Origin of the sequence: Virgisporangium ochraceum (assembly GCF_016863655.1) — a bacterium.
Taxonomy (GTDB): domain Bacteria; phylum Actinomycetota; class Actinomycetes; order Mycobacteriales; family Micromonosporaceae; genus Virgisporangium; species Virgisporangium ochraceum.
In genome coordinates, this window is sequence record NZ_BOPH01000149.1 from 1 (window position 1) to 16214 (window position 16214).

The window sequence follows — 16214 nt, forward strand, 5'->3', positions numbered from 1 at the left end:
AGCGCGACACTGCCCCGCAGCGACGCGGGCGGCAGCGCGGGCAGCTGGGTGGAGTCGCCCTGGTAGACCTCGCCGGTTCCGGTTGCGCCGTGAGTCTGGGCGAGGTGGATGTTGTCGGGCGGCCAGGGCCGTCCAGCGGGGTTCGTACTCGACGCCGATACCGTGTCGGCCCAGGTGGATGGCTTCGACGATGACGGTGCCGATGCCGGCCATCTCGGCACCGGGGATCACGCTGGCGGGGCTGCCCAGCGCGGTCTGTGCCCAGCCGGCCGCCGTCTTCAGCCGGGTCAGAAGCCTTCGTTCGTTTGGTCGCCGCGACTCCAGACGTTCCGCACCTTGACGAGGCGTTCGACGGTCATGCGTAGACCTGCGGTGCAGCCCTCCGTTCGGACCGCCGATCCCGGCACGCCGCAAAGCCTCGTCGTGGTCCCCGCCAGCGACGGCGACCTGCACCGCTCCCACCGCGGTCGTCAGGCGGCAGCGGTCCCGCGAACCGCGCCCTGCAATTCCCGCGGGCACCACTCGCCGACGGTGTCCCGGCTCGTGGCGACGACCAGCACCGCGTGGGACTGACCCAGGATCTCGTGCGCGACCCTGCGCGGGTCGTCCCCGTCTCCCTGGTCATTGCCCTCGTCGGCGCCCGCCGGACCGGGGGGACGGAACGTGGCGGACTGGGTCCGACTGGGACCGGGGCCCAAGCGGAGCGAGCCTGGCATTGAGATCGCGCAGCTGGTCGTTGAGGTCGCGCAGGTGGTCTTGGATGTCGGTCAGCACCTCGTCCCGCGCCGCGGTCGGCTCAGGTGAGTTTTCGCCCGGACTCTTCCGGGGCGACCCGGGAACGTGAAGTTTTGCGCTGAGAGGAAGATGTCATGGGACTCAGCGTGACCAATTGATCAACCCGTCGTCAAGGTGAACCCGGGCGCAGTCGCCGGATTTGCGGCGGTGGGACCGTTCGGCTGACGGTCCGGTAACGACCGTGCTTTGCCATGATCAACAGATGATGGCGGATGGCGCTGTTGTAGCGGGACGTGCTTGCGCATGGCGTTGACCGCGAGGAGGTCCGCCTGCTCCTTCGCGGCCAGCAGTTCCCGCCCAATCGGTCAAATCTCGGCGATACATCAACCGCAGAATCAGCTCCAACAAATTGGGAGCCCGCCGCCAGAATGGCGAACAGGTGGCGACTGGACCGCGCAGGTCGACCGTCGGTCACTGACCGGAACCACTCGGCTGGACCGGCCGGGGTTCCAGGAAGGCCAGGTCCGCAGCGCCGACGCAGAACCGAAACCGGCGGGAGGACACCGCACCAGAGGGGGTCCTCGCGACGTACGCCGGCTTCTGGCTCTGCTCGATCGTCTGTAGGATCAAGTCACGAACTCCGCCACCCATCCGGTCGACCAGTTCCAGCGGAAGCAGTCGCCGCAGAGCCGGCGATGGCTCCAGACCAAGCTCGGACACGAGCAGGTGCCGGCATCGGTCGTACTGGCTGATCGCCTCATACCGGTTGCCAGTCGCGAGATGGGCTTTGATCAATACTTCGTGGGCGCTCTCCCGCAGAGGTCCAGCGCGCACCGCGGCAAGACCCGCGTCGACGGCCTCGCCATAACGACCAGTCGACGTCAATCGCTCACACATGGCTTCGAGCGCGTAGAGCCGCAGCTGGTGGTACCTCTCCCGTTCGACTATCACCCAGTCGTCGTCATACCAATCGGGCAACAGGTCGTGCGACAGGTCCGACCGAATTGCCGCGGTAAGGGCGTCGCCACATGAGCGTCCACCTTCAAGCAGTTGATGGGCACGGGTCTCTGCCTCATGAACGTCCACGACGACGTGCGACTCCAGCTTCAACTGCTGACCGGAAGCCTTGATCACGTGCCTGCACAACCGCTGCACGCGCCAGAGCGACGATCGCAGATTTGCGCTGGCCTTGACATTCGTCGTATCTGGCCACAGGGCGCCGGCCACAAATGAACGCGTCAGCGGCCGACCGTGCAGAGCCAGGAGGGCCGTCAGGCGCTGGCCGCTCCAACTGATATCGACCGGTTCACAGTCAACGAGCAAGGAGAAACCCCGAAGTAGCCTAACCGTTGTCGAGCGGACGACCGCGTTGTCCATCGGCCCTCCCAACGGGACGATTCGGGCCACGGGGTCTGGGTCGCTCCGATGCCAACAAGATCAGCGATGACGTCACGTCACGGCACGTCGTAGTGTGCCAAAGTATTCGAACGCACCTCACCCAGGCGTCACGCAATTGGCGGTTCGCGATAAATCGGACTACCCAGATGAGTTGGATGCCTCCAGCAGGGTCGCCAGCCAGTTCCGGACCGCCTGACAGGCGTCCTCGACAGTTCCGGCGCCGGCCACTCTGCTCTCCCGGCCCTTCGTCGTCTGCGTGATGCGCACGCGCAGGCGTTCGGTGGAGTTCTCCTCGACCCACGCGCGCAGAATGAGGATTCCGGCGCGTTCCGTGCCTGGACCAATCACAGGAAAAGTATGCATCCGACGCATCACGCTGCCGTCACCTGACGCCGGTTCCATCCGCGGAGACCGTCGGTGCCCATCGCCCGTCGATGATGGCTGCCTCGTGCTCGCCCGGCCAGGGCGGCATGGTGATGCCGATGGCCTCCAGCGGAGTGACACCATGGCTACGGACCTGGAAACACGTGCCAACCGGGAGGGTGAAGGAAATGCCCGGCCGCAGGTCGAGCTCTTCCTCCCAGACTCCGGACCTGCGCCACATCCGGCCGGCACCGGCGACGATGTACCAGATCTCGTCGACGGTTCGATGGACGACGGCGTTACTCGTGTGCCCGCCGTCCAGCCTGAAGTGGGCCATCCCGCCACGGTTGGCGGCACAAAGAACTCGCACCTCAGAGCCGTCCGGCGCAATGGCATCGGGTTCCGCGGGCAAAGCCTTGTCACAATGCGGTGACCCATTCGTCTTCGCATGTACCAATGAAGCCAGTGCTCCCCATAGTCTACGGACGAGTCCTCTGTTCTTGAGTAACTGGTCGTAGATCAGTATCGCTAGAAAACCGACGACGAAGACCGTGACGCTGGGCTTGACGCCCGGCTGGCGATCGGGATCGTCGGAGTAGTACGCCAGGTAGGTCCACGCAGCCAGTACGGCGGGATAGATGGCAGCGGCGGCGAATGGCTCGTTGATGATCCAGAGCAGATTGTTCGGTCGGCGGAGGAACTGACCCGCTGGCTTGCTGCCGGCGCCAACAGGCAGGTCGAGTCTGCTCTCCATGTCCCCGCCCGCCTGAAGCAGGGCATGACACTTCTTGATGCAGAAGAGTTCATAGGCCAGGAGACCGGCCGTCACGGCGATGCCGAAAAGCCCGACCGGTTTGAGGAACTGTTCCCGGATCTCATTCTGTTGGCCTATCAGAAGAACCAGACCGCCGCCAGTTACCAGCGGTAGAAAGCCCAGCAGCTTCGCCCGGAAGTCGTCGACCGCACGATATGTGTTGCACAGTTGATCATAGGCGATCCGGCGATTCGCGGCGCCCTCGTTGTCCGCCACAGCGACCGCCTCTTCTACGTTGGGTCCTGAGCGCCAGTCAGCACATCCGCCGCTGTTGACCACCACGACGTACTGCCGCATCCGCCTTCTCCGGACGAACCGCCTTGGCCGCCGTGGCGAAGAACGCATCGACGCAGTGCCGTCGGTCACGTCCCTTCAAAGCCGGTTCGCATCGTCGGCCGGACGGGCGGCGGCCTGGCCGTCGCCAGCTGGGCCCTCGCCGACCTGGGGGTCGTCCCCGGTCGTGTTCTGAACTGCGGGAGTGGCCAGGTATCGCTTGAGCAGCTCGTCCACCGCGCCGGCCTGCAGTTTGGCCGCCTTCTCTGTCCTCGACGTGGCCACGCACTCGCGCTCGGCAATGGCGCCGGAGAGCACCGTGACAGCACGCCACTCGCGCCGCATGCAGTCCATGGTGCCGTCGAGGCAGTCGAGATAGCTCGTGACCGTGAATCCTCTCCACAGCTGCTCGGGCTGCAAGCGCCAGCGCAGCACGCGGGCTCGGGCATAGAACGGGACCAGGTCGGCGTCGGGCGTGGCGTTCTTGACCTCGTCGGCGAGGGCATCCGCGTCGGACTTGACCGCGGTGACGCGCTCCGTCAGAGCTGTCTGCTCGTCGACAAGCGTTTCGAAGTACGTGTCCAGCGCTGTAGCTTCGTAGCGCATCCACGCGACGCGGCCGGCGAGGGCGGCCAGGGTCTCGTCGCCGATGGACTCGTCGGCGTTACACGGCGGCCGCTGACAGCCGGGCGGCGGCGACGCCTTCTCGATCTCCTTCCGCAGGGCCTTCCAGACCCTGCGGACCTTCCTCTGCAGATCCCGGTCGATACCGCAGCGGAGATCCTTCAGCGTCGCCTCGTTGACGGTCCATGCCTCCTTGGCCACCTTCGCGGCGGGCTCACGGGCCGCCGGGTAGGCGTCCACGGCTTCGATCTGCTGCGTGTCGCGAGGCGTGAGGATGCCGTCGGCCTCCGCTTCCACCTCAGTGCGCCGGGTGCGGCCCCGCAGTTCACAGCGGTACTCGATCCGGCCGGCGTCGGCGGCCTTCTGGCCCTGCTCGGTGGTCATTCTCCACCCCCATCTGCTCGACAGGCCGCAGTCTCACCGCCCGGCTGTCACCGCGGCGTCGCCGGGCAACGGCCCGGTGACGATCGCCGGCCGAGCATCGCAGGCATGGCCGGATACAAGGCACTCGCCGCCGTGGGCACCAGCATCCAGAGGATGCTGCGCAACGGCATCGACACCGTGATTCCGCCCGGCCAACGTCGCCCCAAGCCGATCTTGATCGGCACGAAGGACTTGGACGATCTCTCCAAGCCCGGCGCGGCCATCAGTTATCCCGCTCTCGCCATCTTCTGCTACCGGCTCAGCGTCGACCGGGAGACCCGGCCGGGCTGGTCGGCGGTCGCCAGCGGGGACGGCGTGCCGCGCCTGCCTTTGTGCATGCACCTGCTGATCACCGCCTTCGACGAGACGGTGGAAAGCGAGCTGCAATGGCTGGGGATCGCCGCGAGCCTGTTGGAGACGACCAGCGTGTTCACCGGCCCGCTACTGGACATCGACGGCGGCTGGCACGAGGGCGACACCATCCAGGTCACCCCGGAGGACATGGCGCTGGAGTCGATGAGCGAGGCGTTCCAGGCACTGACCGCGAACTTCCGGCTGTACCTGCTGTATCAGGCAAAGGTAGTGGTCATCGAGGGCCTGCCCGAACCGGTCGTGGGCCGCGTCGCGACGGTCGGCGTCAACGCGAGCAAGGTCCGCTGATGGCCGGTCCGGACGAGATCGTCACGCCGGGCGGCAGGATCGCCGTGCTGCACCGGCTGGCCCTGGCGGTCGAGGCGGTCGACGCGGTGAACCGGCGGCCCGCCGCGGGGGTCCGGGTGGGCCGGGAGACGGGTCGCCGCTCGGTCTTCGCCGATCCGGCGCTGGTCGGCATGCCATCGGCAGGCAACGGTCGGGGGCGGCTGGTACTGCGGCACGATCGGCCGTTGCCCGGGGCCATCCGGATCCGGCTCGACGATCCCGCCCGCCGCTGGGTACCGCGCCGGCTGGATGTGAGCGTGTGGACGTACGACGAGGTACGCGCGGCCGACGCGGACCCGCCGGGCGCCAAGGTGCCACCCGAGGACCGACTGATCCGGCCGTGGCTCAGGCCTGGTGTGGGCTACCCGTGCCCGCCTGGTGCGACCGGCTTGCGGTTCGGCGTCCGCCGCGGGCCGGAGCGGGTGGCATGGCCGCGCCTGGAGGTGTTCGATGCGGGTGGTTTCCCGGTCGGGTGGGCACACGGCGACGGCCGCGGCGAGGTACTCGTACTGATCCGCCCCGGCGCCCCGGCAACCGGCGACTTCCCCATCGTGGTCCGGGTGCACGCTCCTGATCCGGACTGGCGCGACCGGCCGCCGGCGCCCGCAAAGGATCCGCTGCGGTTGCTGCATCCCGAACCCGTAGCGCGGGCGCCGGGGCCGGCGGATCCCGCCGTCCGCGGCGACCTGCCGCCGCCAGGCTATCTGCCACCCACCGACCATCTGCTCACCTGCACCGTCGGCCGGGTGAAAGCCGCGATCGACCTAGCCATCGCCTGACGTGACCCAGGAGGCCCGCGCATGCCCGAATATCTGACCCCAGCCGTGTACGTCGAGGAGACCAGCTTCCGGTCGCGGTCGATCGAGGGCGTGCCGACCAGCACCTTCGGCATGGCCGGCGTGACCGAGTACGGCCCGGTGCCGGTGCCCGCCGGAACCCCACCGCTGACCCCCGTGCCGACGTTGGTGACCAGCATGACCGAGTACGAGCGGGCATTCGGCGGGCTGCTGGTTGGGGGCAGCCACTGCCAGGTCGCCCTGGCCGCGCGTGCCTTCTTCGCCAACGGCGGCCGGCGCCTCTACGTCTCCCGGGTCTTCTCGTACACCCGGACCACCGGCGCGAACCCACAGATCGACGAGGCCGCGAACTTCGCATCCCTGCAGGTACCGGCGACCGGGAACAACCCCCTTGCCCGGTGGCGGGCCCGGTGGCCGGGCAGCTTCGGTCGGCAGATCAGGATCACCGTGGCGCTGCGGCGCAGTCGCAACGTGCTGATCGGCGGGCAGCTGGTCGGGGTGCAACCCGGCGCCGCGGTGGAGACGGCCGCCGCCGGCGCCGCCGTGCCGCGGAACGCGACGGTGCCCATGCCCGCGAACGTGCAGATCGTCGCCCGGGCGGCGGACGGAAGACTCGGCTACCGCACCGCGACCGGGGTGGCGTTCCCGCCGGCGAACGCGTCGGCGTGGCACCTCACGCTGGTCGTCACGGTGCAGGCCGGCGACCGGGTCGACGCGTACTCCGAACTGGAACTCGACCCCGCGCACCCGCGTTCGGTGTTCAACGTGCTGCAGCGCCAGGACCCGCCGGATGAGTTCGCGCTGGTGTGGCTGGATCCGGGGACCGCCACGCCGGGCGCCGGCCAGCTGGTGACCGCCCTACTCACCCCGGACACCGGCGTCTACCTCACCGGCGGGGGCGACGGCCTGACCGTCACCCCGGCCGACCTGATCGGCGCGGAGGCCGACCCCGACAACATCGCCGAACCGGCGACCGGCCTGACCGCGCTCGGCGAGGTCGAGGACATCGCCATCGTGGCCATGCCGGACACCGTCGGTCTCTCGGACGGCGATCAGAAGACCGCGGTCGACGGGCTTCTCGCGCACTGCCAGGACCTCCGCTACCGGATGGCGATCGTCGATCCGCCCCGGGACAGCTCGATCAGCCAGGTACGTGAGTTCCGCTCCAAGTTCGACAGCAAGTACGGCGCTCTCTACTTCCCGTGGGTGAGGATCATTGACCCGACCCGGCGGCCCGACCCGGGCGGGCCGACTCCGATGGTCGACGTCCCGCCGTCCGGCTACGTAGCGGGCATCTACGCGCGCAGCGACATCGAGCGGGGCGTGCACAAGGCGCCGGCGAACGAAGTGGTGCTCGGCATCGACCGGTTCGTCACCAACGTGACCTTCGACCGGCAGGCGGTGCTCAACCCGGAGGGCATCAACGCGCTGCGGTTCTTCGAGGGCCGTGCCAACCGGGTCTGGGGCGCCCGGACGATGTCGTCGGATCCGGAATGGAAGTACGTCAACGTCCGGCGGCTGTTCATCTACCTCGAGCACTCGATCGACAACTCCACCCAGTGGGCGGTCTTCGAGCCGAACAACGAACGGCTGTGGGCGTCGATCCGGCAGACCATCGAAGACTTCCTGCTCAGCGTCTGGCAGACCGGAGCGCTGATGGGCAACCGGCCGGAGGAGGCGTACTTCGTGCGTTGCGACCGCACCACGATGACCCAGAACGACCTGGACAACGGGCGGCTGATCTGCCTCATCGGGGTCGCGCCGACGTACCCGGCCGAGTTCGTGATCTTCAGGATCGGCCAGTGGACGGCCGACAGTCAGAGCAGCTGAGCGAGGAGTAGACGATGGCCGTGCGCGACAATCCCTACAGCGCCTTCAATTTCCTCGTCAAGCTCGGCGACGGCGGCGGTGAGGACCAGATTGCCGGCGGGTTCTCCGACTTCAGCGGGGCCGGCAACACCATCAAGTACGCCGAGTACCGCAACGGCAACGACCGGCAGAACCACGTCCGCAAGGTCGCCAATGTCAACAGCACCGAGGATGTGACCCTCAAACGGGGCATCGTCGGCGACCTGCGCCTGTTCGAGTGGATCCGGCAGACGCGGGCCGGCAACTTCCAGCCGCGCACCGTCACGGTGACCCTGCTCGACGAGGCCCGCAACCGGGTCTGCGAATGGGTGCTACAGCAGGCGCAGCCGACCAAGTGGGTCGGCCCGACGCTGGCCGCGAAGGGCGGCACCGACCTGGCCATGGAGGAGCTGCACCTGGTCGCCGAGAGCATCGACTTCCGGTCGCTGTGACCCGGCCCGGCCTGGCGTTGGGCGCACCCGGCATCTACCGGGTGCCGCCCCGCGCGGCCCTGCGGTTCAATCCGGAACGCCTCGACGTCGCCGGGTTCGTCGGGGTCGCTCCGCGGGGACCGGTTGACGAGCCGATCGCGGTGGACAGCTGGTCGGACTATCGGTGGCGGTTCGGCGGCACGGAGGGTCCGGGCCTTCTCCCGTATGCCGTGCACGCGTTCTTCGTCCAGGGCGGCGTCCGTGCCCGTGTGCTGCGGGTCTCGCCGTTGCCCCGCGATCATGATCCGGCCCGGGCGCGGCACCGTCTGCGGATGGGGCCGGCGACGTTGGTGGATGTGCTCGCCCGCGATGAGGGTGCGTGGGGCAGCCAGCTCACGCTGCGTTGGGACTTCGCCGTCGCGCAACGCTTCGACACGACGTACTCCGGCGGCTCGATCGACCTTCCGCCGGGGGTGGTGCTGCCGGCGCACTCATTGCTACGGCTGCGCGGCCCCGGTCTCCCGCCGGCCGGATCCTTCGCCTGGACGGGACGATCCGGCTTCCGCGCCGACGCGGCCGGGCGGCGTACCGACCAGGCGCCGCTGACCCCGGCGGGTCCGGCCCCGCGAACCGGCACCGTCGAAGCAGGTGTGATCACATCGACGATCCTCGTGGTCGACACCGACCCGACGATGCGCCGCGACGAACGCTTCACCGACCTTGGACTACGGGCCGGACACCCCCGCTTCGCCGGCCGGATCCTCGCCGACGACTCCCTGCTCATCGAGCCGGACGGCTGGCCGGACGCGTTGCTGCCGCCCGATGCCTACCTCACCTCCGCGCTCGCCACCCTGGTCGTCGAGGGCGTCGACCGGTACACGGGGGTCAGCCGGGCCAGCTTCTTCGGCGATGTCGACCCGCGGCTGCTACCGACCGGCGGCCCCGAGGGCCTCGACGAGCTCGACGAGGTGAACGGCGTCGACCGGATGGCCCTGGACCAGGAGATCGGTCTGCTCGCCGTACCCGACCTGAGCTGGTCCTATGCCGAACCCGCAGCCGTGACCATGATCGAGCGGCCGCGTCCGGACACCCGCTTCGGGCCGTGCGCGGCCCCGCCGGTGCCGGTCCGCGCCACTCCCCCACCACCCGCCACCCAGCTGGACGCCCGGACCCAGCTCGACGAGATCCTCCAACGGCAGCGCCGGGTTGCCGAGCACGCCGCGCACCAGCGTCGCTTCGTCGCCCTGCTCGACGTGCCCCGGCGGCTGCCGGTGCGGAGCATCGCCCGCTGGCGATCCGACTTCGACTCCTCCTATTGCGCCGCCTACCATCCGTGGCTCGGTGTCGTTCGCCCCGACATCGCATCGCCGACCACCGTGATGATCCCGCCGTGCGGGTTCGCCGCCGGGATCATCGCGGAACGGGAAAACCGGCTCGGGCTGCCCTGGGGGCCGGCCAATGAACTCGCCGCCGACGCCGTACTGATCACCGAGCCTGTCACCGATGCCGAACACGACACCCTGCACCCGCTGGGCATCGACGTGTTCCGGGCCGAACGCGACGGGTTCCGGCTCACCGGTGCCCGCACCCTGTCCCGCGACCCCACCTACCGGCAGCTCAGCGTGCGCCGGCTGATGACCATGCTGCGGATCACCCTGGACCGGCAGCTGCAGCCGACGGTCTTCGAACCGAACACCGTGCAGCTGCGTGCGGCCGTCCACGACGCCGCCGTCGCTCTGCTACGGCAGCTGTACCGCGGTGGGGCGTTCACCGGCGCCACCGAGGACGAGGCGTTCTTCGTCCGATGTGACGACACCGTCAACCCGGCCTGGTCGCAGGCGCAGGGCCGGCTGGTCGCCGAGATCGGCGTGGCTCCGGCCGAACCGCTCGAGTTCATCGTGCTGCGAATCTCGCAGGACGCCGCCGGTGGGCTCACCCTGGAGGCCGGTGGATGAACGAGCTCATCCAGACCTTCAACTTCCACGTCTACCTCACCAACAGCGCCCGCGCTGCCGAGAGGATCTGGCGGCCGCCGCCCGACCTGGCCGCGAAGAAAGAAGCCGCGCAGCCCGCGCCCCCGATGCCGCCCGGCGCCGGCGGCGAGGGTGGCTTCCAGGAATGCACCGGTCTCGGCGTTGACGTCGACCTCAAGGAGTACGCCGAAGGGGGCCGCGACGACGGCCTGGTGCGCTTCGCCGGCCGGGTCAAACTCCAGCCGATCATCCTCAAACGTGGCATGTTCGTGGCCACCGACGGCGGCTACGCGAACACCTGGATGTGGGACTGGCTGCGCGGGCTCGTCGAGGGAGTACGGCCGGTGCCGCGCTACGACGGCACGATCACCGTCGGCGACCCTGCCGACCGGCGGGTCCTCGCACGCTGGACCTTCGACCGGGGCCTACCGCTGAAGGTGACCGGCCCGCAGCTCAACGCCCGCACCGGCGAGATCGCCATCGAGGAGCTGCAGATCGCCCATGAGGGCCTGCGGCTGGAAACGGCCTGAACAGGAAGAGATTCAGCGATGACCGTACTGGCACACGCCACCCTGCAGCGGCTGACCTACACCCAGCGGCCCTCGCCGACCACACCCGCCAAGGCCAAGCTCGACGGCGTCGCCTGGGAGGTGCAGTTCAACCCCGCCAGCCTGAAGATCACCCGACGCAACAACGTGGATCGCAACGGTCTGACCACGGGTACGCAGAAACGCACCAACCCGGCGCAGGAGTCGTCCACGCTCAGCTTCACTCTCGAGTTCGACACCGCCGAGCAGGGCACCACCGCCGAACGGATCGACGTACGTGCGTGGACGGCGCTCATCCGGCAATTCGTCGAACCGCCCGCGGACCGCCCCAGCGGACCGCCGCCCGGGGTCCGGTTCGCGTGGGGAAAGTTGATCTACAACGGGATCATCGACGAGGTCACCGAGGACATCGACCTGTTCGCCCCGAACGGGACCGCCCTGCACGCCAAGGTCGCCGTCACCATCAAGGAGCAGAACTTCGCGTACGAGGCGGTGGCCGGGGGCGCGGGCGCCCTGGATACGAGCGCCGCGACCGACCCCGGCGCGCCGGGCAGTTCGGGGCGGGCCGAGCCGGACGAGGGGACCACCACGCAGCCGCGTCAGGTGGTCGCCGCCCAGCAGGGTGAGAGCGTGCAGCAGTTGATGGGGCGGTTCGGGCTCGCACCGTCGCAGTGGCGGGCCGCGATGAACGACCTGCAAAGCCCGCTGGCGTTACCGGCCGGGACGCCGGTGCAACTGACTCCGGCCGCGTTCGCCGCGCCGTCCGGCAGCACGGCCACCCCCGGCTTCACCGCGGGTTCGGTACCACGCTCCCCCGAGATGCTGGCGTCGGCGCTCGGCCTGAACGCCGAGAGCTCTCCCCGTTCGGCCAGTGTCGGGGCCGGGTCGCCGGCCGGCGGCGGACCCACAGGGGGTGGGCCGGCGGCCGGACGCGCCGCGGCGGATCCGCGGGCTGCCGGTCTCGCGCTGGCCGCCGCCGGCGGGGTCGCGGCGGCCATGCGTGCCGTGGCGGCGGCCCGGTCGGCCGCGGCCGCGGAGCAGGCCCGGGCCGGGTTCGCGGTCATCGCCACCGACGGTTTCCCGGCGACGGTTCCCGACGGCTCGCCAGCAGCAGTGGACCCGCGTGCGGCGACCTACGGCAGCCGCATCCCGTTGCGACGCCGCGGCAATGCCGAAACCCTCGCCGACATCGAGACCGGTGGCGCACCCGCCCTGTCGGCGCGCGCCCGCACCGTCGAGACGCCGTCCGCCACCGACCCGTGGGGCCGCCTGCCCGCGTACCGGCAACGGGCCGGTGACACCCCAGAAGCAACTCTGGTCACGGGAAGGGGGTGCTTCGGTGACTGTGCACATCGGTGAACTGCACACCGACATCCGGACACCGCCGCCGACGGTGAACCGATCCGACGATCGACCTCCCGCACCGGCCGACGAGCAGGTCGCCGACATCCGGCAGCGCGCAGACTGGGCCGCCGCACGGGTCGCCGCCGAGGGTTTCGATGATTGAGGCGCCGCTTGCCGTCGTCTCACCGGTCTTCACCGTCGACGGCGAGCTCATGCGCGAACTGGCCCGGGACTGCATCCGCCTCGAGGTCTGCGAGGGCGTCGAGGGCCTGCGTCGGATGGAGGCCTGCCTGCTGGCCACCGGCGCGGGCGCGCTCGGCCCGCCCGGCGACCTGCTGCACCTCGACGGCGGCACGATCGACCTGGGCCGGGCGCTGCGGGTAGCGATCGGGCCGGAACACCAGCAGCGGTACGTCTTCGACGGCCGGGTCTCGGCGATAGAGCTGAGCCTCGGCGACGCGGATCCGCCGCACGTGACGGTGTTCGCCGAGGACGCGCTGATGGGCCTTCGGATGACCCGACGGATGCGCACCTACCGCGACCGCACCGATGCCGAGATCGCTGCCGAGATCGCTCGCGAGCACGGCCTGCGGTCCGACACCGACGTGACCGGCCCCCGCTACGACGTGGTCCAGCAACTCAACCAGAGCGATCTGGCGTTCCTGCGGGAACGGGCCCGGCTGATCCAGGCCGAGATCTGGTGCACCGGCCGTACCCTGCACTTCCGCTCGCGACCGGCGCGCACCGGCAGCGAGGTGACACTGGTCCGCGGCGGCGACCTGATCGCCGCGCGGATGACCGCCGACCTGGCCCACCAACGCAGCGAGGTGGTGGTGACCGGCTACGACGCCGAGCAGCGCGAGGTCATCGACGAACGGGCCGGCGCCGACGTGTTGGAGGCCGAGGTGACCGGGGGCCGGCTCGGCGCCCGGCTGGTCGAGCGGGCGCTCGGCGCCAGCACCACGCTGCGGGTCCGCGAGGCGGCGCTGAACAGCGCGGAGGCCGGCGCGTGGGCGCGGGCCGAGATGCTGCGCCGCGGCCGCCGGTTCGTGACCGTGTGCGGCACCACCAACGGCACCCCGGACCTGATGGTCGGCAGCCGGTTGACGCTGCGGCGGGTCGGCAAGCCCTTCGACGGGCCCGGCTACTACGTGACGCACGTGCGCCACAGCTTCGACCTCAAACGCGGCTTCCGGACCCGCTTCGACGCCGAACGCGCGACTCTGAACGAGGTGGCCTGATGGGACTTCCGGCACCGGCCGACGGCGGTACACCTGGCTACTACGGCGTGTATCCGGCAATCGTCACCGATCTGGTGGACGAGGACGGCCTCGGGCGGGTCGAGGTGCGCTTCCCGTGGCTCGGCACGGACGGCGACCGCGACGTGCGGGCGTGGGCGACGCTCTGCTCCCCATACGCCGACGACTCTCAGGGACTTCTGGTGCTACCCGAGGTCGGCAGCCAGGTGGTGGTCGCTTTCGAGGCGGGCAATCTGCGCCGCCCGTACGTGGTCGGCTCCACCTGGAACGGCCGGGAGGCGTTGCCGCACCGGCCGGCCGCAGCGAACGACATCCGCCTGTTCCGCTCCCGCGCCGACAGCCGCCTGGAATTCGACGACGCCGCCGGCGCGCAGAAGGTACGGATCACCATGGCCTCCGGCCACGAGGTCACCCTCGACGACGGCGCACAGGAGATCACCGTGCGGCACGCGACCGGCTGCACCGTCCGGCTGACCGTCACCGCCGTGGAGATCCAGGCCAACGTTTCGGTCGACGTCACCGCCCCGATGGTCAAGGTGGACGCGCCGATCGCCACGTTCAGCGGCATCGTCAAGGTCGGGACGCTGATCGCCGAGCAGATGGTGATGTCGCCGGCATACACCCCGGGCGCCGGGAACATCTGGTGACCGCGGCCCCGCACGGGATGGCGCTGCGCGCGCCCTGGTACGCCTGCCTGCGCGAGGACACCGACCGGTTCGGGGTGGAGGCCCTGTCGCCGTGCATCCAGAAGTACGACGCCGACGACTTCGTGACGAAGCTGGTCGCCGATCCGCAGCGGTCGCTGCGGTGGACGCCGGCGGACTACTGGTCCTTCCCGGTGCTGCGGACCACGGACGACCGCAAGACGCTGCGTGCCGTGCTCAGCCCGTACAAGATGGCCCGCTCCGAGATCCGCAAGCTCTACCAACCCAACCATCAGCGATTCTACGCGGTGACTGCGGAGCTGTTCTGCGACGTGGCCGGCCTGCCGCGGCCCGGGCCGGGTGACGACGTAGCGGTGCGGTTCGTCATGCGCCGGACCCAGGTGACCTTCGCCGCGGACGCGGACCGCACGCGGCTGCGGGAGTTCGGCCGGCTGGCGGCGAAGGAGCTGGTCGGGCACGACCCGTTCGTGGGCGAGGACCCCCGCGACGAGATGGCGGCGGATGTGGCCGCCGCCTACCGCGCACGGGCTCGCGACGCCGAGCGCGTGCGCGCCTTCGAGCAGCGGCACGCGGCCACCATCGCCGAGCTCGGTATCAAGTCCGAGGTTCAGGGCTGGTACGTACGCAGGGACGGGCGGGCCGGATGGCATCCGGTGCCGCAGAAGCCGGCCGACCCGGTACCGGAGGGCGCGGAGCAGACGTTCCCGATGTGGCGGATCCCCCGTCCAGAACAGGACTGCGTGCCCGGACCGGGCCGATCGCTCTGGTTCGGCACGGTGCCGACCTACAGTGGCGAGAACGACGCGGACGGCGCGCCCAAGCTGGGCGACAAGGCGACGTACCACCTGCAGTGTCTCGCCGAGAAGCAGCGGTCGGGCGGGTGCCCGCCGATCGTCACCGTCAGCGAGCCGACTGTGCAGTTCCGGTTGGCCGCCTTCTTCGACCCGTCGGGCACCGCGAACCGGCGCATCCACGTGCGGTTGCCCGACTTCGAGTCGGTCCAGGCCCATCTCTCCGGCGGCCGGCCACTCGGCGGCGTGGAGTTCGAACGGCCACCCGGCTCCCAGCTGCCACCCGGCCCGTTCGGCAAGGTCCCCGACCAGCCGGCCGCCGGCCAGGCTGGCGGTGCGGCGACGGAGAACTGCTTCTACGCCATCGAGCTGATCACGATCGTGGCGATGTTCGTGCTCGGCCTGTTCATGCCGATCGTCATTTTCGTATTCCAGCTGTGGTGGATGCTCATGCTGAAGTTCTGCTGGCCGCCGGATACTGCGGTGGTGGCGGCGCTCGACAAGCTGACCGGCACAACGCTCCTGGGCGGCCTGGACCCGGCAGACAAGGCCAAGGTCAGCGCCCTCTTCGGCGTGGCCGAGGAACCCGCGACGGCGAAGCTGGTCGACGCCCTCGTGACCGGCAATCCACGGCTGGCCACTGACCTGGACGGCAAGACCGACCAGGCGAAGAAGCTGAGCAAGGAGTTCGGCGAGGCGATGCAACCCACCGGTCCGGCGCGGCCGGCCCAGACCCGCCCACTGCCGGACGTGCACGATCCGCTCTGCCCGGTTACGGCGCCGCCATCGCCGCCGCGGCGAGGGCTTCCGCCGCGGCCCGCAGCTGAGGCTCCGTGACGCCCAGGTCGTTCATCAGCTCGAATCGAAGCTGCTGCTGCTCGGCGATCTTCGTGAGATTCGCGGCCCCGGACATCGCCGGGGATGACGCGACCTGATCGGCCTCCCGCTCGTGCGGGTCCTTCGACCGGCCGACGGCCAGGCTCCGCCAGATGGTCGACGACACACGCCGCCCGGCAGCCTCCTGATCCGCCCCTGGCGGGCGCCGACGGCCGCGGGCGTGGTGCCCGGGGGTTCCACGCTGGCCGCGCCGACCACTATGGCCGCTGGGCTGTCACCCGTCCGTTGACGCAAGGCGCTTGAACGATGCTTTGTAGCGCACGGCTCGCTGGCCGCTGTTTCCGCTCACGCGGACAGCGGATGTACGCGCCGCCACACATGACGGCGCTCGG

The 16214-nt window shown here is 69.8% G+C and carries 16 protein-coding genes and 1 pseudogene; 11 read left to right on the top strand and 6 right to left on the bottom strand.

The features are described from left to right. The 5 genes and pseudogenes from Voc01_RS49965 to Voc01_RS49985 all read right to left on the bottom strand — a co-directional run. A pseudogene (locus tag Voc01_RS49965) lies at positions 1 to 213 on the bottom strand (site-specific DNA-methyltransferase); the annotation flags it as partial. 993 nt (positions 214 to 1206) lie between these two features. Next, on the bottom strand, positions 1207 to 2112 hold the full coding sequence (locus Voc01_RS49970; RefSeq protein ID WP_203934862.1) for an AfsR/SARP family transcriptional regulator: 906 nt from the start codon (positions 2110 to 2112) through the stop codon (positions 1207 to 1209). A gap of 159 nt (positions 2113 to 2271) precedes the next feature. After that, complete coding sequence (locus tag Voc01_RS49975; RefSeq protein WP_203934863.1) at positions 2272 to 2481, bottom strand: hypothetical protein; 210 nt, start codon at positions 2479 to 2481, stop codon at positions 2272 to 2274. Between the two features lie 34 nt (positions 2482 to 2515). After that, complete coding sequence (locus tag Voc01_RS49980) at positions 2516 to 3607, bottom strand: cupin domain-containing protein (protein ID WP_203934864.1); 1092 nt, start codon at positions 3605 to 3607, stop codon at positions 2516 to 2518. 75 nt (positions 3608 to 3682) lie between these two features. Then, entirely contained in the window at positions 3683 to 4591 is a 909-nt protein-coding gene (locus Voc01_RS49985; RefSeq protein WP_203934865.1) for a hypothetical protein, read from the bottom strand. A gap of 105 nt (positions 4592 to 4696) precedes the next feature. Here Voc01_RS49985 and Voc01_RS49990 point away from each other — a divergent pair, with 105 nt between their 5' ends. The 11 genes from Voc01_RS49990 to Voc01_RS50040 are packed head-to-tail and all read left to right on the top strand — an operon-like array spanning position 4697 to position 15822. Further along, positions 4697 to 5290, top strand: coding sequence for a Pvc16 family protein (locus Voc01_RS49990; protein ID WP_203934866.1), 594 nt, complete (start codon positions 4697 to 4699; stop codon positions 5288 to 5290). Further along, positions 5290 to 6108, top strand: coding sequence for a hypothetical protein (locus Voc01_RS49995; RefSeq protein ID WP_203934867.1), 819 nt, complete (start codon positions 5290 to 5292; stop codon positions 6106 to 6108). The genes Voc01_RS49990 and Voc01_RS49995 overlap by 1 nt, the downstream gene beginning before the upstream one ends. 21 nt (positions 6109 to 6129) lie before the next feature. Then, complete coding sequence (locus Voc01_RS50000; protein ID WP_203934868.1) at positions 6130 to 7956, top strand: phage tail sheath family protein; 1827 nt, start codon at positions 6130 to 6132, stop codon at positions 7954 to 7956. 14 nt (positions 7957 to 7970) lie between these two features. Beyond that, positions 7971 to 8426 carry a phage tail protein gene (locus Voc01_RS50005; protein ID WP_203934869.1) on the top strand — a complete coding sequence of 152 codons (456 nt, stop codon included), beginning with the start codon at positions 7971 to 7973 and terminating at the stop codon, positions 8424 to 8426. Further along, positions 8423 to 10360: a phage tail sheath family protein gene (locus tag Voc01_RS50010; protein ID WP_203934870.1), complete on the top strand. Its 1938-nt coding sequence runs from the start codon at positions 8423 to 8425 to the stop codon at positions 10358 to 10360. Before Voc01_RS50005 ends, Voc01_RS50010 begins: the two co-directional genes overlap by 4 nt. Next, positions 10357 to 10908 carry a phage tail protein gene (locus Voc01_RS50015; protein ID WP_203934871.1) on the top strand — a complete coding sequence of 184 codons (552 nt, stop codon included), beginning with the start codon at positions 10357 to 10359 and terminating at the stop codon, positions 10906 to 10908. The genes Voc01_RS50010 and Voc01_RS50015 overlap by 4 nt, the downstream gene beginning before the upstream one ends. Positions 10909 to 10926: 18 nt before the next feature. Beyond that, positions 10927 to 12285 carry a CIS tube protein gene (locus Voc01_RS50020; RefSeq protein ID WP_203934872.1) on the top strand — a complete coding sequence of 453 codons (1359 nt, stop codon included), beginning with the start codon at positions 10927 to 10929 and terminating at the stop codon, positions 12283 to 12285. Beyond that, positions 12266 to 12433 (top strand): hypothetical protein, encoded by a 168-nt coding sequence (locus Voc01_RS50025; RefSeq protein WP_203934873.1) that lies wholly within the window; start codon positions 12266 to 12268, stop codon positions 12431 to 12433. The genes Voc01_RS50020 and Voc01_RS50025 overlap by 20 nt, the downstream gene beginning before the upstream one ends. Continuing rightward, positions 12426 to 13511 (top strand): phage late control D family protein, encoded by a 1086-nt coding sequence (locus Voc01_RS50030; RefSeq protein ID WP_203934874.1) that lies wholly within the window; start codon positions 12426 to 12428, stop codon positions 13509 to 13511. The genes Voc01_RS50025 and Voc01_RS50030 overlap by 8 nt, the downstream gene beginning before the upstream one ends. Beyond that, a complete protein-coding gene (locus Voc01_RS50035) occupies positions 13511 to 14176 on the top strand; it encodes a phage baseplate assembly protein V (RefSeq protein ID WP_203934875.1) in 666 nt (221 codons plus the stop codon). The genes Voc01_RS50030 and Voc01_RS50035 overlap by 1 nt, the downstream gene beginning before the upstream one ends. Beyond that, positions 14173 to 15822 (top strand): hypothetical protein, encoded by a 1650-nt coding sequence (locus tag Voc01_RS50040; protein WP_203934876.1) that lies wholly within the window; start codon positions 14173 to 14175, stop codon positions 15820 to 15822. Before Voc01_RS50035 ends, Voc01_RS50040 begins: the two co-directional genes overlap by 4 nt. Here the strand turns inward: Voc01_RS50040 and Voc01_RS50045 are convergent. Continuing rightward, positions 15758 to 15988 carry a hypothetical protein gene (locus Voc01_RS50045; RefSeq protein WP_203934877.1) on the bottom strand — a complete coding sequence of 77 codons (231 nt, stop codon included), beginning with the start codon at positions 15986 to 15988 and terminating at the stop codon, positions 15758 to 15760. The two genes, Voc01_RS50040 and Voc01_RS50045, sit on opposite strands and share 65 nt — an antisense overlap. Positions 15989 to 16214: the final 226 nt, after the last annotated feature.